This window comes from Paraburkholderia sp. UCT70, from assembly GCF_050434085.1.
Taxonomy (GTDB): domain Bacteria; phylum Pseudomonadota; class Gammaproteobacteria; order Burkholderiales; family Burkholderiaceae; genus Paraburkholderia; species Paraburkholderia tuberum.
On the sequence record NZ_JBNPVZ010000004.1, the window covers coordinates 2,155,322 to 2,176,774 of the forward strand.

Annotated in this window: 18 protein-coding genes; 10 read left to right on the forward strand and 8 right to left on the reverse strand. The window is 66.4% G+C overall.

Annotation, left to right across the window (positions count from 1 at the left end; genetic code table 11):
- Window positions 1–7: 7 nt before the first annotated feature.
- The 3 genes from OKW41_RS35525 to OKW41_RS35535 all read right to left on the reverse strand — a co-directional run bounded on the left by OKW41_RS35525 (window position 8) and on the right by OKW41_RS35535 (window position 3,138).
- Window positions 8–2,203 (reverse strand): ATP-dependent helicase, encoded by a 2,196-nt coding sequence (locus tag OKW41_RS35525; protein ID WP_429575478.1) that lies wholly within the window; start codon window positions 2,201–2,203, stop codon window positions 8–10.
- A gap of 61 nt (window positions 2,204–2,264) precedes the next feature.
- The gene (locus OKW41_RS35530) at window positions 2,265–2,528 is read right to left on the reverse strand and encodes a hypothetical protein (RefSeq protein WP_429575479.1); all 264 of its coding nucleotides are present in this window, start codon (window positions 2,526–2,528) and stop codon (window positions 2,265–2,267) included.
- 91 nt (window positions 2,529–2,619) lie between these two features.
- Window positions 2,620–3,138 carry a hypothetical protein gene (locus OKW41_RS35535; protein WP_429575480.1) on the reverse strand — a complete coding sequence of 173 codons (519 nt, stop codon included), beginning with the start codon at window positions 3,136–3,138 and terminating at the stop codon, window positions 2,620–2,622.
- Between the two features lie 333 nt (window positions 3,139–3,471).
- On the opposite strand from OKW41_RS35535, the gene OKW41_RS35540 reads away from it, so the two are divergent.
- From OKW41_RS35540 to fumC, 5 genes are all read left to right on the forward strand, one after another.
- A complete protein-coding gene (locus OKW41_RS35540; protein ID WP_013090085.1) occupies window positions 3,472–3,690 on the forward strand; it encodes an RNA-binding S4 domain-containing protein in 219 nt (72 codons plus the stop codon).
- A 297-nt stretch (window positions 3,691–3,987) separates the two neighbouring features.
- Complete coding sequence (locus tag OKW41_RS35545; RefSeq protein ID WP_429575481.1) at window positions 3,988–5,403, forward strand: MATE family efflux transporter; 1,416 nt, start codon at window positions 3,988–3,990, stop codon at window positions 5,401–5,403.
- A gap of 341 nt (window positions 5,404–5,744) precedes the next feature.
- The gene (panS, locus tag OKW41_RS35550; RefSeq protein WP_429575482.1) at window positions 5,745–6,704 is read left to right on the forward strand and encodes a ketopantoate/pantoate/pantothenate transporter PanS; all 960 of its coding nucleotides are present in this window, start codon (window positions 5,745–5,747) and stop codon (window positions 6,702–6,704) included.
- Window positions 6,705–6,954: 250 nt separating this feature from the next.
- Window positions 6,955–8,556, forward strand: coding sequence for a phospholipase D family protein (locus OKW41_RS35555; protein WP_429576532.1), 1,602 nt, complete (start codon window positions 6,955–6,957; stop codon window positions 8,554–8,556).
- A 15-nt stretch (window positions 8,557–8,571) separates the two neighbouring features.
- Window positions 8,572–9,969 carry a class II fumarate hydratase gene (gene fumC, locus OKW41_RS35560; protein WP_429575483.1) on the forward strand — a complete coding sequence of 466 codons (1,398 nt, stop codon included), beginning with the start codon at window positions 8,572–8,574 and terminating at the stop codon, window positions 9,967–9,969.
- A 13-nt stretch (window positions 9,970–9,982) separates the two neighbouring features.
- On the opposite strand, the gene OKW41_RS35565 is transcribed toward fumC, so the two are convergent.
- Window positions 9,983–10,489, reverse strand: a complete 507-nt coding sequence (locus OKW41_RS35565) for an acyl-CoA thioesterase (protein WP_429451087.1) — start codon at window positions 10,487–10,489, stop codon at window positions 9,983–9,985.
- 118 nt (window positions 10,490–10,607) lie between these two features.
- A complete protein-coding gene (locus OKW41_RS35570; protein WP_167368602.1) occupies window positions 10,608–10,748 on the reverse strand; it encodes a hypothetical protein in 141 nt (46 codons plus the stop codon).
- A gap of 209 nt (window positions 10,749–10,957) precedes the next feature.
- Between OKW41_RS35570 and OKW41_RS35575 the strand changes: the two genes are divergently transcribed.
- Window positions 10,958–11,671, forward strand: a complete 714-nt coding sequence (locus OKW41_RS35575) for an ArsR/SmtB family transcription factor (protein ID WP_429575484.1) — start codon at window positions 10,958–10,960, stop codon at window positions 11,669–11,671.
- A gap of 148 nt (window positions 11,672–11,819) precedes the next feature.
- Window positions 11,820–14,426 (forward strand): DUF6600 domain-containing protein, encoded by a 2,607-nt coding sequence (locus OKW41_RS35580; protein ID WP_429575485.1) that lies wholly within the window; start codon window positions 11,820–11,822, stop codon window positions 14,424–14,426.
- A gap of 108 nt (window positions 14,427–14,534) precedes the next feature.
- Here the strand turns inward: OKW41_RS35580 and ltrA are convergent, their stop codons facing one another.
- The 3 genes from ltrA to OKW41_RS35595 all read right to left on the reverse strand — a co-directional run bounded on the left by ltrA (window position 14,535) and on the right by OKW41_RS35595 (window position 19,090).
- On the reverse strand, window positions 14,535–15,902 hold the full coding sequence (ltrA, locus tag OKW41_RS35585; RefSeq protein ID WP_187620135.1) for a group II intron reverse transcriptase/maturase: 1,368 nt from the start codon (window positions 15,900–15,902) through the stop codon (window positions 14,535–14,537).
- A 488-nt stretch (window positions 15,903–16,390) separates the two neighbouring features.
- Window positions 16,391–17,362 carry a thymidylate synthase gene (locus OKW41_RS35590; protein ID WP_429575486.1) on the reverse strand — a complete coding sequence of 324 codons (972 nt, stop codon included), beginning with the start codon at window positions 17,360–17,362 and terminating at the stop codon, window positions 16,391–16,393.
- A 333-nt stretch (window positions 17,363–17,695) separates the two neighbouring features.
- Window positions 17,696–19,090 (reverse strand): sigma 54-interacting transcriptional regulator, encoded by a 1,395-nt coding sequence (locus tag OKW41_RS35595; RefSeq protein ID WP_429451095.1) that lies wholly within the window; start codon window positions 19,088–19,090, stop codon window positions 17,696–17,698.
- Window positions 19,091–19,622: 532 nt separating this feature from the next.
- Between OKW41_RS35595 and OKW41_RS35600 the strand changes: the two genes are divergently transcribed.
- From OKW41_RS35600 to OKW41_RS35610, 3 genes are all read left to right on the forward strand, one after another.
- Complete coding sequence (locus OKW41_RS35600; RefSeq protein ID WP_429575487.1) at window positions 19,623–20,099, forward strand: hypothetical protein; 477 nt, start codon at window positions 19,623–19,625, stop codon at window positions 20,097–20,099.
- Between the two features lie 119 nt (window positions 20,100–20,218).
- Window positions 20,219–20,770, forward strand: a complete 552-nt coding sequence (locus OKW41_RS35605; protein WP_429575488.1) for a hypothetical protein — start codon at window positions 20,219–20,221, stop codon at window positions 20,768–20,770.
- Window positions 20,767–21,435 (forward strand): hypothetical protein, encoded by a 669-nt coding sequence (locus OKW41_RS35610; protein ID WP_429575489.1) that lies wholly within the window; start codon window positions 20,767–20,769, stop codon window positions 21,433–21,435. Before OKW41_RS35605 ends, OKW41_RS35610 begins: the two co-directional genes overlap by 4 nt.
- The last annotated feature ends 18 nt before the right edge of the window (window positions 21,436–21,453 follow it).

The window sequence follows — 21,453 nt, forward strand, 5'->3', positions numbered from 1 at the left end:
TAACCGCTCAATCCCACATCTTCCTGAGCTTCGCCGCGATCTCGATCTTCGCCTGGGCGGCCGCGGCGAGCCCAGCCGCGCTCGGCGCGCTCGCCACCGCAATGCGCGGCCATGCATAGGCGTCGAACAGCGGCAGCATCGGCGTGGCGATGAAGCGCGTGCGCGACGCCCACACATGGCGGTCGCCCAGATGCGTCTGGTTGTGCACGTAAAAGCGCTGCGGCACGACGATGTGCAGGTCTTCCTTCGCGCGCGTCATCGCCACGTAAAGCAGGCGCCGCTCCTCGTCGATTTCCTCGTCGCTGCCGGTGCCGAGATCGGAAGGAATGCAGCCGTCGACGCCGTTCAGCACGAACACGTGGCGCCACTCCTGACCCTTCGCCGAATGGATCGTCGACAGGATCAGGTAGTCCTCGTCGATCAGCGGCACGCCGGATTCGTCGCTGGTCGCGTCGGGCGGATCGAGCGTCAACTCGGTCAGGAAGCGTTCTCGCGACGGATACGTACCCGCGATGCTTTCCATCTGCAGCAGGTCCGCGTGACGGATCGCGGCGTCCTCGTGGTTGCGCTCCAGATGCGGCTCGTACCAGCGCCGCACCATCTCGAACTCGGCGGGCCACGGCGTTTGCCGGCCGTACACGCCCGACATCAGCTTGACGAACGGATGCCAGTCTTCCTGTGTGCGCGCGGGCGCCGCAAACGCGGCCAGCACACCGCCCGCGGTCGCGACCGGATCCCCTCCGTCCGCGCGAGCGACGATGTCGTCGAGCACCTTCGCCGCGGTGGCCGGGCCGACGCCCGGCAGCAGCTGCACGACGCGAAAGCCGGCGACGCGATCGCGCGGATTCTCGGCCCAGCGCAGCACCGCGAGCACGTCCTTCACATGCACCGAGTCGAGAAATTTGAGCCCGCCGAACTTGACGAATGGAATGTTGCGGCGCGTGAGCTCGATCTCGAGCGCGGCGCTGTGATGCGCAGCGCGAAACAATACCGCCTGCGACTTCAGCGTCACGCCCTGCTCGCGCGCCTCGAGCACCTGCTCGACGACGTAGCGAGCTTGCGCGGCATCGTCGGCGACCGTGACGAGGCGCGGGCGCTGCGCCGACGCCTTGTCGGTCCACAGATTCTTGGTGTAGCGCTCGCTCGCGAGTTCGATCACCGCGTTCGACGCGGCGAGAATCGGCTCGGTCGAGCGATAGTTGCGCTCGAGCGTGACCTGCCTGGCGGGCGGCTCGAACTGCGTGGGAAAGTCGAGGATATTGCGCACCGTCGCGCCGCGAAACGAATAGATGGACTGCGCGTCGTCGCCGACCACGGTCAGGCCACGGCCGTCTGGCTTCATTGCGAGCAGGATCGACGCCTGCAGGCGGTTGGTGTCCTGGTATTCGTCGACCAGAACATGATCGAAACGCGCCGACAGATCGGCCGCGATGCTGGGCTCGGCGGCCATGTGCGACCAGTAGAGCAGCAGATCGTCGTAGTCGAGCACGCTCTGCTTCTGTTTGGCGTCGACGTATGCGGCGAACAGCCGGCGCAGATCGTCCTCCCACTCGCGACACCACGGAAACGCGCGGTCCAATACCTGGCCGAGCGATGAGCCGGTGTTGACGACACGCGAGTAGATCGCGAAGCAGGTGCCCTTCGCCGGAAAGCGCCGCTCCTTCGCGGACAGTCCAAGCTCGTGGCGCACGAGGTTCATCAAGTCCGCGGAGTCTTCGCGGTCATTGATCGTGAACGCGGGCGCGAGGCCGATCAGATCCGCGTATTCGCGCAACAGCCGCGCGCCGACACTATGGAAGGTACCCGCCCACGTGAGCCCTTGCGCGAGCGCGGCGCGTGGGCCGACGGTAGTGGCCGCGGCGCCCGCGATGCGGGTCACGCGGCGGATCATTTCGAGCGCCGCGCGGCGCGAGAAGGTCAACAGCAGGATGCGCTGCGGATCGGCGCCCTTCACCACCAGATTGGCGACGCGGTGCGCGAGCGTGTTGGTCTTGCCGGAGCCGGCGCCCGCGATCACGAGCAGTGCGCCGGGCAGCGCGTCTGGCGTGTCGGTCCCGTATTCGACGGCTTCGCGTTGGGCGTCGTTGAGCTTCGCTAGCCAGGCGGCGGTATCGAACGACGGAGCGGATTCGGCGACGGTGGACACTAATCGGTTTCGCGGGTTGGATGGATTTTCAGGATGCGACGCATACTGTATATCCATACAACCTCATGCGACAAGCGCCCCTTTTTTCGGGCGCCTATCCGCCGGTCTACGCCGCGCACTACTGTTTCTTCACGTCCTTCAGATTGGCAGCAGCGCTGGCCTTGTCGGCGTCGGCCTGCGCGTCGGCTGTGGTCTTGTCCGCTTTCGCCTGGGCAAGCGCGGCTTTCCTGTCGGTCTTCGCCTGTGCTTTCGCGGCCTTTTTGTCCGCATGCGTGGGGGGCGCCGCGGCAGGGTCGGTCGTCTGCGCGAACACCGCCGACGACAGACAACCCGCCATCAGGGCGGCGTAAATGCGGTTTCGGGTGGAACGGTTGATGTTCATCTGAAATCTCCCTGAAGCACATCTTGCCAAGCGACAGACGCCCGCGGCGCGCGAGCCTCGCAGACCCACGCGCCGCGGCATGCAGCAGGGCTTAGTGCTTGACGTCCGCGCCATCGCCCTGCGCGGCAGCCTGCCCTTCCATGTTCATCTTCATTTCGTTATTGGCGGTCTGTTTGTCCGCCTTCTGGTTCAGCTTCGCGCCGCGCACCTGCTCCTTGTACTGGTCCTTCGCGGCCTTCTGCTCCACCCTCAATTCCGCTTTCGAGGACTTCCTGGCCGCGCGATACTCGGCGTTGGCCTTCGCGTCGGCGTCGCGCTTCTGCACGAGCGGGTCGGTGGAGCCCGAAGCCGTCAAACGGGCGGGCGGCGGCGCCTCGACGCCTTGCGCGGCGGGTGCGCCAGGGACTTGCTGCATGCCTTGCGTCGAAGGCGGCACCTGCATGCGCTGGGCGCCAGCCGCGGATGGCGGCGCCATGTCGGCGGCGCCCTGGCTCTGGATCTGCGCCTGAGCGCCGATGCCTGCTGCCGGCTGCGCGGTCTGCGCAACGGCGGCCGTCGCGGCAAAAGCAGTGAGGGCGGTACCGATCAGGAGCGAACGAATCTGGGTCATGGCTATCCTCTCTGGGTTGTTGTGACACGGGCGGACTCTCTGGCGTCGTGATGACGGAACGTCGCGCGCGCCTCGTCCGGTCTGTGCGTCGCTGGACGGGTGGCCGGGGAGTGATCCCGCAAGCCAGCGGGCTTTGCTACTGAACTGCACTCTAGGAGTGAAATCCGTCCGGTGCGACCAGCGTTACGGAACGTTTCACTTTCCGACATTTGAATAACATCTACTTTCATTTGCTTGCGCGAAGAGCTCGCTGGATGGCCGCGCCGCCGCTCCGCGTGCGCTTGCTTTATGATGCGAACCCCAACGCGACCCCGTGCCCAAGGTGCAAACGCCATGCCCAACCTCAATTTCACGCTGACCGGCGAATACGTCGAACTCCACAATCTGCTGAAGATCACGGGCCTCGCGGATAGTGGCGGCTCCGCGAAAATGATGGTTGCCGACGGCGCCGTGATGGTCGATGGCCGGGTCGAGACGCGTAAGACCTGCAAGATCCGCGCGGGCCAGGTCGTGCTGCTCGGCGATACGCGGATCGCGGTCCACGAAGGCTGACGGCAGTCCGGAAAATCGCAGGACGGCACGCACCAGAATTGTGCGTCGTCCATCGACAGCGGCCGGGGGAAGGCAATAAGCTGTCGGTTTCGACAGGTAAACGACGAACCGCGCCACGGGCGTGGAGTCGGCTGACCGGCTCGCCGCCGCGTCGCGTTTTTTCCCGCCCGCTGCCCGGCCGCTCCAACGCCCGTCGGAGCGCGCGGCGAGATGCAATGCGGCGCCGCTTGCGCCCGCCTTTCGCTGACGCCATCGCTGTTGCCACCGCTGTTGCCACTTTTCGCCGTCAGGCATTCGATGACTCAACCCAGCTTCGCCCGCGCGGCCAGCCGGCCGCCGACCCTATCCCGCCACGCGGCCGACACCGCGCGGCTCGCCGCGCCGCTCGCGATCGCGCAACTGTCGCAAATGGCGATGAGCGTCACCGACACGATCCTGCTCGGCTCGCTCGGCCCGGATGCGCTCGCCGCCGGCGGCCTCGGCGCGAACCTCTTTTTCGTCGTCGTCACGCTGCTGCAGGGCGTGCTGACCTCGGTCAGCGTCAGCGTCGCGCACGCGCGCGGCGCGCAGGACGACGGCCGGGTGCCGCATATTTACTGGACCGGTTTCGTGCTGTCGGTGCTGCTGTCGGTGCCGGCGGTCATCCTGCTGTCGTTCGCGTCGAGGATCCTGCTCGCGGTCGGCGAGCCGGGCCTGCTCGCGCACAACGTCGGCCGATACGCGGCGGTGTTGCGCTGGGGCGCACCCGCGAGCCTGATCGGCGTCGGCCTGATGCGCTCGTTTCTGCCGGCGATCGGCGCGGCACGGCGCCTGTTGTGGGTGTCGATCACGAGCGTCGGTGTGAACGGCTTCCTGAACTACGGGCTCATCCACGGCGCGTACGGGCTGCCGCGGCTGGGTTTTCTCGGCTCGGCGGCCGCGACCACGATCACCGTGTGGCTGACCGCGCTCGTGCTGATGGCGCTGCTGCATCTGCGGCCGCGCTTCCGCCATTTCGTCGTCGCGACGCGGCCGAAGCTGCCGTTGATGGGCGAATTGTTCGGCATCGGCTGGCCGGTCGCGATCACCTACGGCGTCGAGTCGACGCTGTTCCTCGCCACTGGCCTGATGGTCGGCCTGCTCGGCGAATCGCAACTGGCCGCGCATCAGATCGCGCTGAACGTCGCGTCGGTCGCGTTCATGGTGCCGCTGTCGATCGGCCAGGCGGCCAACGTGCGGGTCGGCTACTGGGCCGGCGCCGGTCAGCCGCTCGCCGCGCGCCACGCGGGCTTCGTCGCGCTCGCACTCGGCGTCGGCTTCATGTCGATGTCGGGCCTCGTGCTGATCACCGCGCCGCACTGGATCGTCGGTCTGTATCTGCATCTGGACGACCCGGCCAACGCGCCGACCATCGCGCTCGCCAGTTCGCTGCTCGGCGTGGCGGCGATTTTCCAGATCGTCGATGGGATGCAGGCGGTGGGCTCCGGTTGTCTGCGCGGCCTGAAGGACACGCGCGTGCCGATGATCGCGGCTGCGTTCGGCTACTGGGTGATCGGTTTTCCGACCGGCTATCTGCTCGCGTTTCACGCCGGCCTCGGCGCGCGCGGCTTGTGGTGGGGGCTCGCCGCAGGTCTCGCGAGCGTCGCGCTGCTGATGACGCTGCGTTTTCACAGGCTAAGCCGGCGGCAGGCGCCGACGGCCGCATCGGCCACGCCGCCCGCGCGCTCGGTTTGAGCGAAAGCGAAGTAGCGGCAAGCCCCACTCCTGAAGCACTCCCTGCAAAAGGTAAAATGGCCGCCGCGGCACGCGAGCGCTAACCCGCGCTCACGCGCCACGAACCGCACGACGGCGCGCCTTACGAAGGCAGGCGCCGGATTGGCGCCGCTCGCGCACTCACCATTGCCCGCTTCGCGTGCGGCTTCAATTGGCCGCCCGTTTTTGCCGCGCTTTCGACACGGCGCTCGCCGTAGCCGCTTCACCCGCTTTGGCGCGGCAAACGCCGCAACGCCCGCCGACACCCGGCCGCGCCGCAGCCCCGCTTTCCCGCGATACAACATAACCAAGGACCACCCGCCATGCTTGCCCGCGTCACCCGCCTGTTCCCGCTCTGGGCCGTGCTCGTCTCGGTCGCCGCGTACTTGTCGCCGACCTCGTTTTCCGGCGTTGCGCCGCACGTCACCACGCTCCTCACGATCATCATGCTGGCGATGGGCGTCACGCTGTCGGCCGGCGATTTCCTGCGCGTGTTTTCGCGGCCCGCGCCGGTGATCGCCGGCATCGTGCTGCACTACCTCGTGATGCCACTCGCCGCGTGGGTCATCGCCAAGGCGCTGCGCATGCCGCCCGACCTGACCGCCGGCATGGTGCTTGTCGGCAGCGTCGCCAGCGGCACCGCATCGAACGTGATGATTTATCTCGCGCGCGGCGACGTCGCGCTGTCGGTGACGATCAGCGCGCTGTCGACGCTCGTCGGCGTGTTCGCGACCCCGCTGCTCACGCGCCTTTACGTCGACGCGTCGATCGTCGTCGACGTGCACGGCATGCTGATGAGCATCCTGCAGATAGTCGCGCTGCCGATCGTCGTCGGTCTCGTCGTCAATCATCTGTTCGGCAAGCTCGTGCGCAAGATCGAACCGATCCTGCCGCTCGTGTCGATGGTCGCGATCGTGCTGATCATCGGCGCGGTGGTGGGCGGCACGCAGAAGAGCATCGCGTCGGTGGGCCTCGTCGTGATGGTCGGCGTCATCCTGCACAACGGCATCGGCCTGCTCGGCGGCTACTGGGGCGGCCGTCTGCTCGGTTTCGACGAAGCCGTCTGCCGTACGCTCGCGATCGAAGTGGGCATGCAGAACTCCGGTCTCGCCGCGACGCTCGGCAAGCTCTACTTCACGCCGCTGGCCGCGCTGCCGGGTGCGCTGTTCTCGGTCTGGCACAACCTGTCGGGCTCGCTGCTCGCGGGAGTGTGGGCGGGTCGCCCGGCGAAAGGCTCGACCCATCCCGACGGCGAGCGCGCGCTGCACGCCGGGCGCGTCTGATAGAGCGTCGGCGCGCCGCGGTTCGCATCGGGTGATGGATCACCGAATCGCGGCGCCCTCCCGACCGACGCGCGGCACTCTGCTGCGTTTGCAGACGAACGACGAACACGCGCCCCAATTCCCTTAGAATGGTTTTCTCGACAGCGTGCGCAGGCCTTCGCTGTCGCCGCGCGAAAAGCTTGCAAAACAAGGGGAAAACAGCGTGCAGGGCCAATTCGAACAATATCGGCGGGCCGCGCGCCGCCACGCGATAGTCAGCACGACGAGGCAATTTTTCCTGCTCTGTTGCGCGGCGGCATTTGTGGCCGCCTGCGCGACGAAGCCGCCCGCCACCGCGTTCGACCGCCAGCTCACGCACGCACTCCCCGCCACCGCGGATACGCCGCTGCGCGAAGCGCTCGCGCCGTTCGAGGCGAAGCATCCGGAGCAGTCGGGCTTTCGCGTGCTGGCGAACGGCACCGACGCGTTGCAGATGCGCATCGCGCTCGCGCGCGCGGCGACCAAAACCCTCGACATGCAGTACTACATTGCCAACGAGGACACCACCGGCAAGCTGCTGCTCGGCGCCGCGCTGTATGCGGCCGATCACGGCGTGCGCGTGCGCATGCTGGTCGATGATCTGAACTTCAAGGACATCGACCGCATCATGGCGGGGCTGAACTCGCACGACAACATCGAGATTCGCGTCTTCAATCCGTTCGGCAGCGCCCAGCAAGGCATGTTCGAGCGCACCACGAACGTGTTCACGCAGATCGGCCACTTCACGCGCCGCATGCACAACAAGGCGATGATCGCGGACAACCAGCTCGCGATCGTCGGCGGGCGCAATCTTGGCGACGAGTACTTCAGCGCCAGCGAAACGCTGCAGTTCCGCGACATGGACGTGCTCGTGGCGGGCCCGATCGTCGCCGACGTCTCAGCGAGTTTCGACGACTACTGGAACAGCGACCTCGCCCATCCGCTGCCCGCGCTGAACAAGCAGAAATTCGACCAGAAAGAACTCGACCAGACGCGCGACGACCTGCGCCACCACTGGCGCACCAATGCCGATCCGTACAACGCGAAACCGCTGAACGCGACGCCGCTCGCCGCGCAGATTACGAGCGAGCAGCTCGGCCTCACGTGGGCGGGTGCGGAATTCAGGGCGGACCTGCCGGAGAAGATCGCGCATCCGTCGCCGGACTACGTGAGCCCGCCGCTCGCGCGGCTGCGCGAACTGATGCGCGACGCGCAGCACGACTTCCTGATCGTGTCGCCCTACTTCGTGCCGCACGCGTCGGGCGTGCAGGCGGCCGGCGAGCTCACGCGCCGCGGCATCCGCATCGCAGTGCTGACCAACTCGCTCGCGGCTACCGACGCGGTCGCCGTGCAGGCCGGCTACAGCCCGTTCCGGGTGCCGCTGCTAAAGGCAGGCGTCGAACTGTACGAATTCAGGTCATACCAGGACGCGCCGAACGTGGGGCTGGTCGGCTCGCGTTCGCGCGCGAGTTTGCATGCGAAGACTTATGTGATTGACCACCAGATTCTCGTCATCGGCTCGATGAACCTCGACCCGCGCTCGGCCAATCTGAACACCGAGCTCGCACTCGTGATCCACAGCCCCGAACTCGCGAATCAGGTCGCCAGCATCTTCGAGCGTGCCATCCAGTCCGATCACAGCTACCACGTGACGCTCGCCGACGCGGCCCAGCTCGCCTATCTGCGCTCGATCGGCGCGCCCCTGTCGCCGCTCGTCTGGACCGACGTCGAGAACGGCCAGACACGCACCTACATTTTCGATCCGCAGGCCGGTTTTTACCGGAATGCGCTAACGGGTCTATTCTCGTTATTGCCTGTCAACTCGGAACTTTGAGAAGCGGAGTCAACCATGACTGAGGACGTACGGATGGAGCGCGACACGTTCGGCGAAATCGCGGTGCCGAACGCCCGCCTGTGGGGCGCGCAGACGCAGCGCTCGCTGCGGAACTTCAAGATTTCGACGGAAAAGCAGTCGCCCGAGCTGATCACCGCGCTCGCGGTGATCAAGCGCGCGGCCGCCGAGGTCAACCTCGGCCTCGGTGTGCTCGACGAGCAGAAGGCCCGCGCGATCATGCAGGCGGCCGACGAGATCATCGACGGCAAGCATCCGGACGAATTTCCGCTGGCGGTCTGGCAGACCGGCTCGGGCACGCAGACCAACATGAACCTGAACGAGGTGATCGCCAACCGCGCGAGCGAGCTGCTCGGCGGCGAGCGCGGCGAAGCGCGCAAGGTGCATCCGAACGATGACGTGAATCGCGGGCAGTCGTCAAACGACGTGTTTCCGACCGCGATGCACGTGGCTGCCGCGGATGCCATCGTCAAGCATCTGCTGCCCGCGCTGAAGACGTTGCGCGACACGCTCGACGGCAAGGCGAAAGCGTTCACCGACGTCGTCAAGATCGGCCGCACGCACCTGCAGGACGCGACGCCGCTCACGCTCGGCCAGGAATTCTCGGGCTATGTCGCGCAGCTCGAGCACGGCATCCGGCACGTCGAGTCGGCGTTGCCGCATCTGTACGAGCTTGCGCAGGGCGGCACCGCGGTCGGCACGGGACTGAACGCGCATCCAAAGTTCGCCGACGGCGTCGCCGCCGCGATCGGCAAGCTGACCGGTCTGCCGTTCGTGTCGGCGCCGAACAAGTTCGAGGTGATGGCAGCCGCCGACGCGCTGGTATTCGCGCACGGCGCGCTCAAAACGGTGGCCGCGAGCCTGAACAAGATCGCCAACGACATCCGCTGGCTCGCGAGCGGCCCACGCTGCGGTCTCGGCGAGCTGTCGATCCCCGAAAACGAGCCGGGCAGCTCGATCATGCCGGGCAAGGTCAATCCGACCCAGTCCGAAGCGTTGACGATGCTGTGTGCGCAGGTGTTCGGCAACGACGTCGCCGTGAACATCGGCGGCGCGAGCGGCAACTTCGAGCTCAACGTGTTCCGTCCGATGATCGCGCACAACGTGCTGCAGTCGGTGCGCCTGCTCGCCGACGGCGCGCACAGCTTCAACGACAACTGCGCGGCCGGCATCGAGCCGAATCATGAGCGCATCGATACCTTGCTTAACGAATCGCTGATGCTGGTGACGGCGCTCAATCCGCACATCGGCTACGACAAGGCCGCGCAGATCGCGAAGAAGGCGCACAAGGAAGGCACGACGCTGAAGGCGTCGGCGCTGGCGCTCGGCTATGTCACCGAGCAGCAGTTCGACGAGTGGGTGCGACCGAAGGATATGGTCGGACGCACCGCATGATGATGCGCTGCGCTTAGATCTTTCCCTGCGCGACTTCTTCCGGCTTCAGCTCGACGATCGCGTCGAGCGCTTCCTTCACGTCCATCGCGTACCTGGCGAGGCGTTTCTGCTCCTCGGTCTCTGGCAGGAAGGCGGCCACCGGCACCGGATGGCCGTTCTCGTTGACGGCGACCATTACGACGAGACAGTCGGTGGTCTGCAGCAGTTCGCCGCCCTTCGGGTCGCCCGCGTGCACCGACACGTGGATGTGCATGCTGGTGCGGCCTGTCGCGACGACGCGCGCGCGCAGCTCGACCAGATTGCCGACGAGGATCGGCCGACGGAAACGGATATTGCCGACGCTGACCGTCACGCAATAGCGCCCAGACCATACCGCCGCGCATGCGTAGGCGGTTTCGTCGATCCACTTCATCAGCGCGCCGCCATGCACCTTGCCGCCGAAGTTGACCGAGGTCGGCTCGGCGAGAAAGCGGAAGGTGGTTTCCGAACGGTCCAGCGGTGCGGTGGGAACAGTGCTCATCTTGACTCCGGTCAATCGGATGCATTGAAAGGAGGCGATTATACGAGCGCAATATTGCGAGCGGCGCGGCGTCGATTGGGGACGCGGCGCGAAGCGCGCCGATGGGCCGACTGTGGGCCTAGTTGTGGACGCTGATCCCTGTGTCGACGGTGCCGTACATGTTGATGCTGCCGCTACCGGCCGACCCCGAGCCGGCTCCGCCCCCCGCGCAGGCGCTGGACAGCAGAACCGCCGCGGCGACGGCGAGAAGAGTTTTCATCACATCGATTTCCTGCAAGGACAGGCTTCGATTCTAGCCTGGTGGCCCGCGACGACGCGCAAACGCGGGCGAGCCGGACACGTCCGTCGCATTGATTGTTCACGCGAAGCTGAAACATCGAATACCCGATGCGCGTAGAGTAGGAATCGTGGCGGCGGGCTTTGCGATTGGACCGCGTTGCCCTGTGCCGCCCATTCAGGAGACGTGCCATGACCGCCCCCCTCTTAGACGACCAGAACCACTTCCCCGGCCTGAGCCGCATCGGCGCGCTACTCGCCGATCCCGGCCGCGCTGCGATGCTGTGGGCGTTAATGGACGGCAGCGCCCGCCCAGCCGGCGAACTGACGATGATCGCGGGGCTGTCGCCATCGGCGGCGAGCGCCCATCTCGGACGGCTCACCGACGGCGGGCTGCTCGCGCTCGAAGTGCGCGGCCGGCATCGCTATTTCCGTATCGCGTCGGCGGACATCGCCGCATCGATCGAAGCACTCGCCAACGTCGCGCAGGTCAGCGCGCCACTGCGCTCCGTACCGCGTCCGGCACGCACCGTGCCGCTAGAAATGCGCTACGCGCGCACCTGTTACGACCACATGGCAGGCGAGCTGTCGGTGCGCATGTTCGAGCGCATGCTCGAGCGCGGACTGCTGACGCAAGACGGCGCATCGCTCGAAGCGACCGCGCAGGGCGTCGCCCGCTTCGCCGACTGGGGCATCGATACGGCCGCGCAGAAGACCCGACGGCGGCGCTTCGCTTGCACCTGCCTCGACTGGAGCATGCGCCGACCGCATCTGGGCGGCGCGCTCGGCGCGGCGTTGCTCGATGCGTGGTCGGCGCATGGCTGGGTCGAGCGGACCGAGCGGCCGCGCGTGCTGCGCGTCACGCCGGCCGGCCATCAACAATTCGATGCGTTTCTGGCCGGATAGACCGTTCACCTGCCGGCGGCCCGACGTGGCGAGACCTTTTGTTACACGCCAGCGAATCCACCTTACAAATGAGCGGTCTTGAAACATAGGCGGCAGGTACAGTGACTGAAAGGACCCGGCCCATTGCCACGTCCGTCGGAGATCAGTCATGACACACGCCAAGCAGCCCGTGCAGCATGCCGGGATCCAACGCCGGATGAGCGGCTATACGCTGATCGCGGCCGCCGTCGTCGCGCTCGCGGCGCAGAGCGCCCTGGCGCAGCAAGCAACACCCACGCCACAAGCCGCGACGGCCGTCGGGCCGGGCGGCGATCCGTCGGGCGTCGATCCGCCGGGGCGCATCGCGCGCCTGAACTACACGGCCGGCGCCGTGACCACCGAGCCCGCCGGCGCGACCGACTGGTCGTACGCGCAGATCAACCGGCCGCTGACGACCGGCGACCAGCTATGGAACGACCAGAACGCACGCTCCGAGCTGCACATCGGCTCGACCGCGGTGCGCCTCGGCCAGAACACGAGCCTCGACGTGCTCAATCTCGACGACACGACCGCGCAACTGAAAGTCGCGCAAGGCACGCTATCGACGCGCGTGCGCGAGCTCGCGCCGGGCTCGTCGTATGAAATCGACACGCCGAACCTTGCGCTCGGCGTAAATGGTCCCGGCGACTACCGCGTCGACGTCGCGCCGGACGGCAGCAGTACGACCGTCACCGTGCGCAGCGGCAGCGCGATCGCGTACGGCGACGGCAGCCAGGTGCCGGTCGCGGCGGGTCAGCAGATCCGCTTTGCCGGCACCAGCCTGCAGCAAGTCGCCGACAACCGCGCGCCCGCTGTCGACGAGCTCGACCAGTGGGCCGCCAGCCGCGACGCCAGCGAAGACCGCTCGCTGTCGGCGCGCTATGTGTCGCGCGACATCCCCGGCTACGAGGACCTCGATGCAAACGGCACATGGCGCGAGACGCCGCAGTACGGCGAAGTGTGGGTGCCGAACGCGACGCCGGCCGGCTGGGCGCCGTATCACGACGGCCACTGGGTCTGGCAGGCGCCGTGGGGCTGGACCTGGGTCGACGACCAACCTTGGGGCTTCGCGCCGTACCACTACGGCCGCTGGGCCGAGGTCGACGGCACGTGGGCCTGGGTGCCAGGTCCGCTCGAAGCGGACGCGGCGCCGGTCTATGCGCCGGCGCTGGTCGCATTCGTCGGCGACGACGACGGCGGCGTCGACTGGGGTGTGAACCTGGCGGTCGGCGGCGTCGTCGCGGCGGGCGTCGCGTGGTTTCCGCTCGGGCCGGGCGAGCGGTGGCATCCGCATTGGGGCGATCACGACCGCTGGAGCGCTGGGTACTACAACCGCGTGAACCGCACGACGATGGTCAACGACTACCGCCGCAACGTGAACATCCACAACACATACGTGAACTATCGCGTGCCGGGCGGTGTGACAGCCGTGCCGGCGACAGCGTTCGTGCACGGCCAGCCAGTCCGACGCTTTTCGCAGAAGGTCGATCCGGCGCAGTGGCGCAACGCGCGGATCAACCCGGGCGCACCGGGGATCGCGCCGGTGCGCGAAAGCTTCGGGTCGGATCTCCGGCGCGCGAACTACCGGCCACCGGCGAGCGTCGTCGGCCGGCCGGTCGTCGCGACTCGCAATCCCGTCATGCCGGCCGCTTATCACGACGAACTCGCGCAGCGCTTCGCGCAAAGCGGCGGTCGGGTGCCCGGCGGCGGCCAGCCGGTCGTGCGCACCGCGGTGCCGGCGCATATGACCGGCGCACCGAGCGCGCTGCCGATGGCGAACGTGCGGGTCGTGCAATCGCATGTGCCGGGACGTCCGCCGGGGATGGCGGCGGGTGCGCCTGGCGCGCCTGGCGCCCCCAGCGCAATGGGCAGTAACGGGCCGCATGGCGTCGAGCAGGCTGGCCAGCGGCCAGGCGAACGTGGCGTCGTGGGGCCGCATGGCGAAGCGCCGCAAGCGCGTCCGGGCATGCCGCCGCAGATGGTCGGCAACCCGCGTCCGCCGCAGTCTGGCGAGAGCGGGCTCGCGGGCAATATGGGCCATCCGTCGAATGGTGTGCCGCGGCCGCCGCAAGCAGCCGGTGGGAATTCAGCCAACACGGCGGCGTACACACGGCAGCGCGGCGCGCCGCAGGAATGGGGCGCGGTCGGCAGATCTCAGCCGGCATGGACGCAGCCGCATACCCCGATGGCGCAGCAGGCAACGCGCATGGCGCAACCGGGCGGCCCGCAACAGCCGAGCTTCGCGCAACAGGCCGGTGCGCCCCATCCGCCGGACAACCCGGCCGCGCAGCAACAGGCGCGTGTGCCAAACTGGCATCCGCCTGTGACGCAACAGGCGCCGCACGCCGTCCCGCCGCAGCAATCGCGTCCCGAACCACAAATGCAGCAGGCGCAACAGCCGCGTGTCGAAGCGCGTCCGCAGCCGATGCCGCAAGCCCCTCGGCCCGAACCGCAGTTCCAGCAGGCGCAACAGCCGCGTGTCGAACCGCGTCCGCAGCCGATGCCGCAAGCCCCTCGGCCCGAACCGCAGTTCCAGCAGGCGCAGCAGCCGCATTTCGAACCGCGTCCACAGCCGATGCCGCAAGCCCGGCCCGAGCCGCGTCCGCAGATGCAGCAGCCACGCCCCGAACCGCGGCCCCAGCAGGTGCAGCAGCCACGTCCGCAACCCCAGCCGCAACCGCAACATGCCGAGCAGCACCAGGGCGGCGGCAATCGCGACGAGCATCACAAGAGCTGAGCAGGACGCCTGCCGTCCCAGCAATCGGCATAGGGGGCAGCCTGAGGCTGCGCCCCTGCCACACCACCCGGCATGCGGGTCCGCACCGGGCGGTTCGGGAAGTTGAGGTTAGGAGAGTCGGGGCACACCCAGCTGATCGAAGTAAGTGATGGTCAGCACGCTGTTGAGGAGCTTGCCGCTGTTGCACCACCAGCGGCGACTGTTCGCCGCCACCTGTTGTGCCACAGAGCATGACGCGCCCAGCGCGCGCAGTTCCCGGTAGATGGTTGAGCCACGGCGCCAATGCTTAAGCTGGATGGCGCGTAGTCGGTGGCGCAGCCACTCATCCAGCTCACGCCAGACTCTGGGGGTTTGCGCCAACCGGAAGTATGCCCTCCAGCCCTGCACATAAGTCCGCAACCGTGCCACCACGTCCTTCATGCTGCGCCCGCCAGATCGGCGGGTCAGTTCACGAATGCGGTGCCTGAACGCCAGCAGCGGTTTGGCCGCCACCTTGCGCTTGACCACACCGCCTGGAGCCACCCATAAGCTGTAACCCAGGAACTTGCGACCGAACACACTCGCGACCGCACTTTTGGTCTCGTTGACCTTCAGGCGCAATCGCCCATACAGACGTCGCAGCAGCACCATTACCCGTTCGCCCGCGCGGCGGCTACGAACATACACGTTCGCATCGTCGGCGTAGCGCGCAAAGCAGTGGCCCCGCCGCTCCAGTTCCTTGTCCACCTCATCCAGCAACACGTTGGCCAGCAGCGGCGATAGCGGCCCGCCTTGCGGCGTGCCCTGGGCTCGCTGCTGAACCACTCCATCATCCATGATGCCGCTGTTCAGATACGCCCTGATCAGCCGGATTACACCAGCGTCTCCAATGCGTTTCTGTAGGCGGTCGATCAGGATGTCGTGGTTGACCCGGTCGAAGAACTTCTCCAGGTCAACGTCCACCACGATTCGCCGGCCTGACTGCACGTACGACTGCGCGGCAAGCACCGCATCGTGTGCACGCCGTCCGGGCCGGAAGCCGTAGCTATGCTCGCTGAAGGTGGGATCCAGAACCGGCTGCAGCACCTGCAGCAGAGCCTGCTGGATCAACCGGTCCGTTACCGTCGGGATACCAAGCTCGCGCTCGCCTCCGTCCGGCTTCGGAATCGTCACCCGCCGTACCGGGCTGGGCCGGTACGTCCCCTTCAGCAGTTGTTCACGAATCGCTGGCCACGCCGTCACCAGATGGCGCGCAGTCTGGTCAACGCCCAGACCATCCACCCCAGCGGCTCCTTTGTTGGCCCGCACCCGTTTGAACGCCCGCTTCAGGTTCTCTCTCGTCAACGCCGCTTCCAGCAACGCTGACCCTGTGCTCCCGGGTTCATGCCGCGGGCAGCCGGCTTCGTCGCTCACAGGTACATGCGCAGCTTCACCACGCGCTGCTCCCGCTCGCCCCGTTTGCACGGGCATCTGACGCATTGCCTGCCGCATCGGCATATCCCTGAACACTCCTTCCCGTTCGGTCCTTCGTCACCAGCTTCAGCCTTGCCGACCTGTCCTGTGACTACTACGACCTCGGCTGACTTCTCGCTCCGGTTCGACACCGTTGCCCTTTCAGGCATGAGGCGAGATCTCCCCAGGTAAGAACGCACTCCTTCACCGCACAACCGCCGGATTTACGGCACCAATCCTTGACCACAAGAGCTTCGCAGATTCGTGCCCGCTCGCCCTGATCGGTGCCGCCTCATATCCGGTTCTTGTCCATCGGCTCACGGCTTTGCTCCACGCTTCCTCCCCAGGCTCGGTCACCCTTACGCAGTTGCGCTTCACTTCATTCGCTGTGGTCAGCTTATGGGAGGACTTGCACCTCCAGGAGTGCGCCCATGCTGGGCGCACACAAAAAAGCCCCGCGATGCAAACCATCGCGGGGCTTTTGTTATTCGACGACGACGAGGGCGAGCGCTACCGCCCCGCTCCCACCGGCATCAGATCGCCATCGGCGCCGTCAGCGGCTCGTGATGCCGATAGCCGACCAGAGAGAAATCCGCAGGCTCGATCGTCTCGAGCCATTCCGGCTCGTACACGCCGGTCTTCGCGTAGTCGGGCACGCGATCGGAAATCGCGAGCCGCGGACTCTCGTACGGCTCGCGCTCGAGCTGCTGGTGCAGCATATCGAGCTGATTCTCGTAGACATGCGCATCGCCGATGAAATAGCTGAACCAGCGCGGCGTATAGCCCGTCAGCCGTCCGACCAGATGCAGCAGCGCCGCGCCCTCGGTCAGATTGAAGGGCGTGCCAAGCCCGACGTCGTTGCTGCGGATATACAGGCACAGCGAAATTTCGCGGCGCGTAACGTTCGGCAGAAACTGGTACAGCAGATGGCAAGCCGGTAGAGCGATCTGGTCGAGCACGGCTGGGTTCCAAGCATGGAACAGAATGCGTCGATCGGCGGGGTTCTGCATGATCGTGTCGAGACACTGGCGCAGCTGGTCGATCGCCTTGTAAAGCAGCACTTTCGAGCGGCCTTCTTCGTCGAACTGAGTGATCACGCGAAAACCGCGCGCCTGCGCGTCAGCGAGTTGCGCACTCGCGCTGGCGTCGAGCACCTTGTAGGCCGGCCACTTGCGCCATTGCACGCCGTAGACATCACCGAGATCATCCGGGCCCTCGCGATACGGATTGGCGAGCCACTGCGCGTTCTGATTCGCGTTCCCGTCCCACACCTTGCAGCCGAGCTCGCGGAAATCCGCGGCGCTGCGCGAAGCACGCAGAAACCCGACCAACTCGCCGATCGCCGACTTGAACGCGAGCTTCTTCGTCGTGACCGCTGGAAAGCCTTGTTGCAGATCGAAGCGCAGCATCGCGCCGGGCATGCTGATGGTGCGGATGCCGGTGCGGTTTTCCTGCCACGTGCCGGTGTCGAGAATCGTACGGACGAGGTCCAGGTATTGTTTCATGCAGTTTCCTTCGGCGCGGCGCGAACCCGATCAGGCGCGCACACGGAATTGAGCAAAACCCGATTCTAACAAGCGCGACCGCACGCCGCCGTGGCATGGCGCGCCGCATGGGGAATATCGAGGGAAATATCAGACGGAAAGGAAACACCGCGGTACGCGATATACGGGCGGCAAAACCGTGCATGCAAAAGTGCTTCGACGCGACGCTTGCCGGCTGGCGTCGCTGCGCCCGGAAGGCACAGTCAATCCGTCCGAACCGGCACAGCCCGAGACCCACGGCGACGCGCCAGACCTTCACATGCCACGTCGCCAGTCTCGCCGCTCGCCCGCCGCCTACAGATGCTGCACCGACGCCGGCAAATCGCCGTGCGGCGGCGCCATCGGCTCACCTTCCATATGACGCATGCCGTGCGAGCACAGCAGCCGGTACAGCGTTACTCGCGAGATGCCAAGTTCCTGCGCCGCGTCTCCGAGCCGCCCGCGATGCCGCAGCAACGCAAGCTCGATCGCCTGACGCTCGGCCGCTTCGCGCGCCTGCGCGAGCGACACCGGCACGATCTCGACGTATTCGGCAAGTTCGAGGTCGCGCGCGGTGATCGCGCGTCCCTCCGACATCACGATCGCGCGCCGCACCCGATTGATCAGTTCGCGAACGTTGCCGGGCCAGCCGTAGTTATGCAGCGCGGCGATCGCGTCGGGCGCGAAGCCACGCAGGCGGCGGCTCGCATCCTTCTTGAAACGTTCGAGCATGTGCCGCGCGAGCAGTTCGATGTCCTTGCCGCGCGCGCGCAGCGGCGGCTCGTCGATCTGCAGCACGCAGAGGCGGTGATAGAGGTCGGAACGGAAGCGCCCTTCGATCATCGCCGCGGTCATGTCCACGTGCGTGGCCGAAATGATGCGCACGTCGACGTCGATCGCGCCATGGCCGCCGAGCCGCTCGACCTTGCGCTCCTGCAGGAAGCGCAACAGGCTCGCCTGGCTTTCGAGCGGCAGATCACCGATTTCGTCGAGAAACAGCGTGCCGCCGTTGGCCGCCTCGACCCGGCCGATCTTGCGCTGGTTCGCGCCGGTGAACGCACCGCGCTCATAGCCGAACAGCTCCGATTGCAGAAGATGCGGCGGGATCGCACCGCAATTGATCGGCACGAACGGCGCGTTGCGCCGCGCCGAGCGTTCATGAATGGCGACTGCCGTCAGCTCCTTGCCGGTACCCGATTCGCCGGAGATGAACACGGGCGCGTCGGTCATCGCGACCTTGCGGATCGAGCGGAACAGCGCGAGCATCGCGTCGCACGAGCCCACCATCTCGCCCTCGGCGCCTTGCGAGCCGTCGTGCGACGCCGTTTCGCTCAGCGAGATCATGCCGTACGCATGACCGACCGAGTCGACGATACGGTCGCCCGAAGACGGCACCGTCACGTAATCGAAACAGTAGTCGCGCACGAGCCGGCGCAACGCGGCGTCCTGGAGTTGGCCAGGCGTAGTGGCAGCGACCCAGCCGACGTTCGGCATGGTCAAACAGGATTCAAAAGCGGCGATTTCGTGCGGCTGGAAATCACTGGACAGATCGAGCAGGCCGCCAGCAGCCGAGCCGGTGCGCACTGCCCGGCGCGCATCGCGCGCCGATCCCACGACTTCGACATGCCAGCCACGCTGCATAAAACGCGTATTCAGTTCCGCGCTCGGGTCACGCGAAACGTAAATCAGTTGCCGCGTTGCGGGTTCCATTATTCAGATCCTCTCGTCAACGAACGTTAAGGACGACGCATGCACCTGAAACTGCGGTTCAGACACGCTGACTCGTCCAGGATTCGCGAATCGCAAAACCCGAACGGCCATTCCATTCCGTGCGGACAGCTGATCCCCAAGAAAGCGGCGTGTGTGTTCGAGACGGCCCGATATGGGCCTTTTTTTAAATGTGCAGCTGTTTTCGAGAGCTTACTATACGCGCGCCGCTTCGAAAACAATTATGCGAATTTAATCGATGGACCCGTTGCCCATCAAGGCTTGGCGGCCGATCGCGATTTATTCAGCCGACAAATAAAACATTAGTGGAAGCGCTTTTCGTTCTCGCGACAGTATTTCGTACCTCGCGGATTAACGAATTATAGGTATTTTCTGCTGATCCGTTTCAGGGCTGCAACTTTTTTCCCGATTTGGAACGCATTAGTCTGTTTGTGCTGGTTGGCGCCAGACGTATCAATGGATTGCGAGCGATGGCACACGTTTCGCTAATTGGCGTGCACCAGGGAGACACATCATGCGACTCGCATTGCGCATCGATCTGATAAGGCGCCGCGCACCATACTTCGCGATCTGCGCAGCTCTCGCGTTCAGCGCCCTGCCGGCGAGTGCCGGCACTCCGACAGCGCAAGCCGGCCCGGCGCGATTCGCCACGCCGACGGATTCCAGCGATGCCGCCGACCCCGCCTCCGCCAGCCTGCAAGCCACCACGCCGGTTGCCGCGGAGGACGACAGCCAGGTTGCCGCCAATCCGTCGACCCCGGCTGCCGATGCTGCATCCATGAACGATATTTCGCTCGATGACCAGATGCTGTCACGGCAACGCGGCGGCGCGGTCGGCATGTTGATGGTCGCCGCGACGCCCCGGTTGATGCAAAGCGGCGGCAACCAGGTGACGTTGTGGGACGAGATCGCGCCACCCTCGCCGCTGCCGGTGCCCGTCGATGCCGCGCGCGCGGCCCAGGGCAACGTCGCGACATACCAGCGCAAGTAAGCAGGACGAAGCAACGAACAGACGGCAAATAACCAGGCAATGCAGGACCGGTGGCCGCGCGAGCGGTGACGCGCCCCACGACGGCGGGACACAGGCAACAAGAGAGAAGGGACCGGGACATGAGTACGAACCAACAGACGCCGCACGCCCTCGGGGTGCCGGCGGCGTCGTTCAGCAACGCTCCCGTCTTGCCGCGCGCCGCTTCGGCCGGCACCGCCCTTCTCGCCAGCGTCTTCGTCACCGCCTGCTTCGCAAGCCATGCCTATGCCGAGCAGGTCGCCAATCCGGGCGACCTCGTCGTCGAGCGCAGCGTCACGTCGCGTGACGCGTTCGTCCCCGTGCCGCGCGACCAGGACCCGGTCGCCGTGCGCGCCACCACGTTCCCGGCCAACTCGTTCGATCCGACGATCGCGACGCTCGTCGGCGACACCGATCTGACGAACGCGCACGGCTCGAACGGCGTCGCCGCCGGCGGCGTACTCGGCGGCACCGGCATGCAGGCCGTCACGCAGATCCTCTCCGGCAAGGCGACCGGCAACACGATCCCGCTGAACCCGGGCGGCATCGGCGGACCGGCGACGGGTGTCGGTGGCACGATCGGCTCGTCGGTGACTGGCGCGCTCGCGCCGCTATCGAACGTGCTCGGCGGCGCGCTCGGAGGTCTGAAATGAGCACACGCCAGCGACCCTCGCCGCGCTCGCTGCAAATCGCTGCGGCACGCCCGGCCCTGCGCGTCTGCGCGTGCCTGTGCATGGGCGTCGCTGCGTTCGTCGCCGGCGCGGCTCATGCGCAGGCGCAAGCGGTGCCCATCGTCGGCGCCATCGCGACGATCGGCCCCGGCGCGGGCATGGACGCGACGGGCGCGCTCACGGTCAACGAAACGGCTGGCCTCGACAACGCGCAGGCCAACCAGATCACGGTGACGAACGGCGCCGCGCTCGGCAATGCGAACGCGAGCGTGCAAAGCGCGTCGGTGGCCGCGAACGTGCCGCGCGCACAGGCTTCGATCGAAGCCAATGCGTTTTCGAACACATCCGGCGCGGTGCTGGTGAACCAGTCGGCCGGAGCAGGGAATCTGCAGCGCAACAGCACCCAGATCGGGACTGCGGCGCTCGGAGTCGAGACCGTCCCGGATGGGGAGCTATCCGCGACGGCCCCGAAAAACGGCAGTCCGGGGCAGTCGAACGCGATTCACGGCGTGCGCGAGGCAAGCATTTCCAGCGATGCCTTGCGCAACGCGAACGGAATCGTGCAGATCAACCAGGCAGCCGGCGCCGGTAATGCCACGGCAAACAGTTTTGTGCTCCGTCCCCCGGCGGGCACTTTTTTTAACTGACCACACTTAAGTATCGGA

What these genes read in the sequence shown, in the direction of transcription:
- OKW41_RS35525 (WP_429575478.1), bottom strand. Translation starts at nt 2,203, where the DNA reads ATGGATATACAGTATGCGTCGCATCCTGAAAATCCATCCAACCCGCGA.
- OKW41_RS35530 (WP_429575479.1), bottom strand. Translation starts at nt 2,528, where the DNA reads ATGAACATCAACCGTTCCACCCGAAACCGCATTTACGCCGCCCTGATG.
- OKW41_RS35535 (WP_429575480.1), bottom strand. Translation starts at nt 3,138, where the DNA reads ATGACCCAGATTCGTTCGCTCCTGATCGGTACCGCCCTCACTGCTTTT.
- OKW41_RS35540 (WP_013090085.1), top strand. Translation starts at nt 3,472, where the DNA reads ATGCCCAACCTCAATTTCACGCTGACCGGCGAATACGTCGAACTCCAC.
- OKW41_RS35545 (WP_429575481.1), top strand. Translation starts at nt 3,988, where the DNA reads ATGACTCAACCCAGCTTCGCCCGCGCGGCCAGCCGGCCGCCGACCCTA.
- panS (WP_429575482.1), top strand. Translation starts at nt 5,745, where the DNA reads ATGCTTGCCCGCGTCACCCGCCTGTTCCCGCTCTGGGCCGTGCTCGTC.
- fumC (WP_429575483.1), top strand. Translation starts at nt 8,572, where the DNA reads ATGACTGAGGACGTACGGATGGAGCGCGACACGTTCGGCGAAATCGCG.
- OKW41_RS35565 (WP_429451087.1), bottom strand. Translation starts at nt 10,489, where the DNA reads ATGAGCACTGTTCCCACCGCACCGCTGGACCGTTCGGAAACCACCTTC.
- OKW41_RS35570 (WP_167368602.1), bottom strand. Translation starts at nt 10,748, where the DNA reads ATGAAAACTCTTCTCGCCGTCGCCGCGGCGGTTCTGCTGTCCAGCGCC.
- OKW41_RS35575 (WP_429575484.1), top strand. Translation starts at nt 10,958, where the DNA reads ATGACCGCCCCCCTCTTAGACGACCAGAACCACTTCCCCGGCCTGAGC.
- OKW41_RS35580 (WP_429575485.1), top strand. Translation starts at nt 11,820, where the DNA reads ATGACACACGCCAAGCAGCCCGTGCAGCATGCCGGGATCCAACGCCGG.
- ltrA (WP_187620135.1), bottom strand. Translation starts at nt 15,902, where the DNA reads ATGCCGATGCGGCAGGCAATGCGTCAGATGCCCGTGCAAACGGGGCGA.
- OKW41_RS35590 (WP_429575486.1), bottom strand. Translation starts at nt 17,362, where the DNA reads ATGAAACAATACCTGGACCTCGTCCGTACGATTCTCGACACCGGCACG.
- OKW41_RS35595 (WP_429451095.1), bottom strand. Translation starts at nt 19,090, where the DNA reads ATGGAACCCGCAACGCGGCAACTGATTTACGTTTCGCGTGACCCGAGC.
- OKW41_RS35600 (WP_429575487.1), top strand. Translation starts at nt 19,623, where the DNA reads ATGCGACTCGCATTGCGCATCGATCTGATAAGGCGCCGCGCACCATAC.
- OKW41_RS35605 (WP_429575488.1), top strand. Translation starts at nt 20,219, where the DNA reads ATGAGTACGAACCAACAGACGCCGCACGCCCTCGGGGTGCCGGCGGCG.
- OKW41_RS35610 (WP_429575489.1), top strand. Translation starts at nt 20,767, where the DNA reads ATGAGCACACGCCAGCGACCCTCGCCGCGCTCGCTGCAAATCGCTGCG.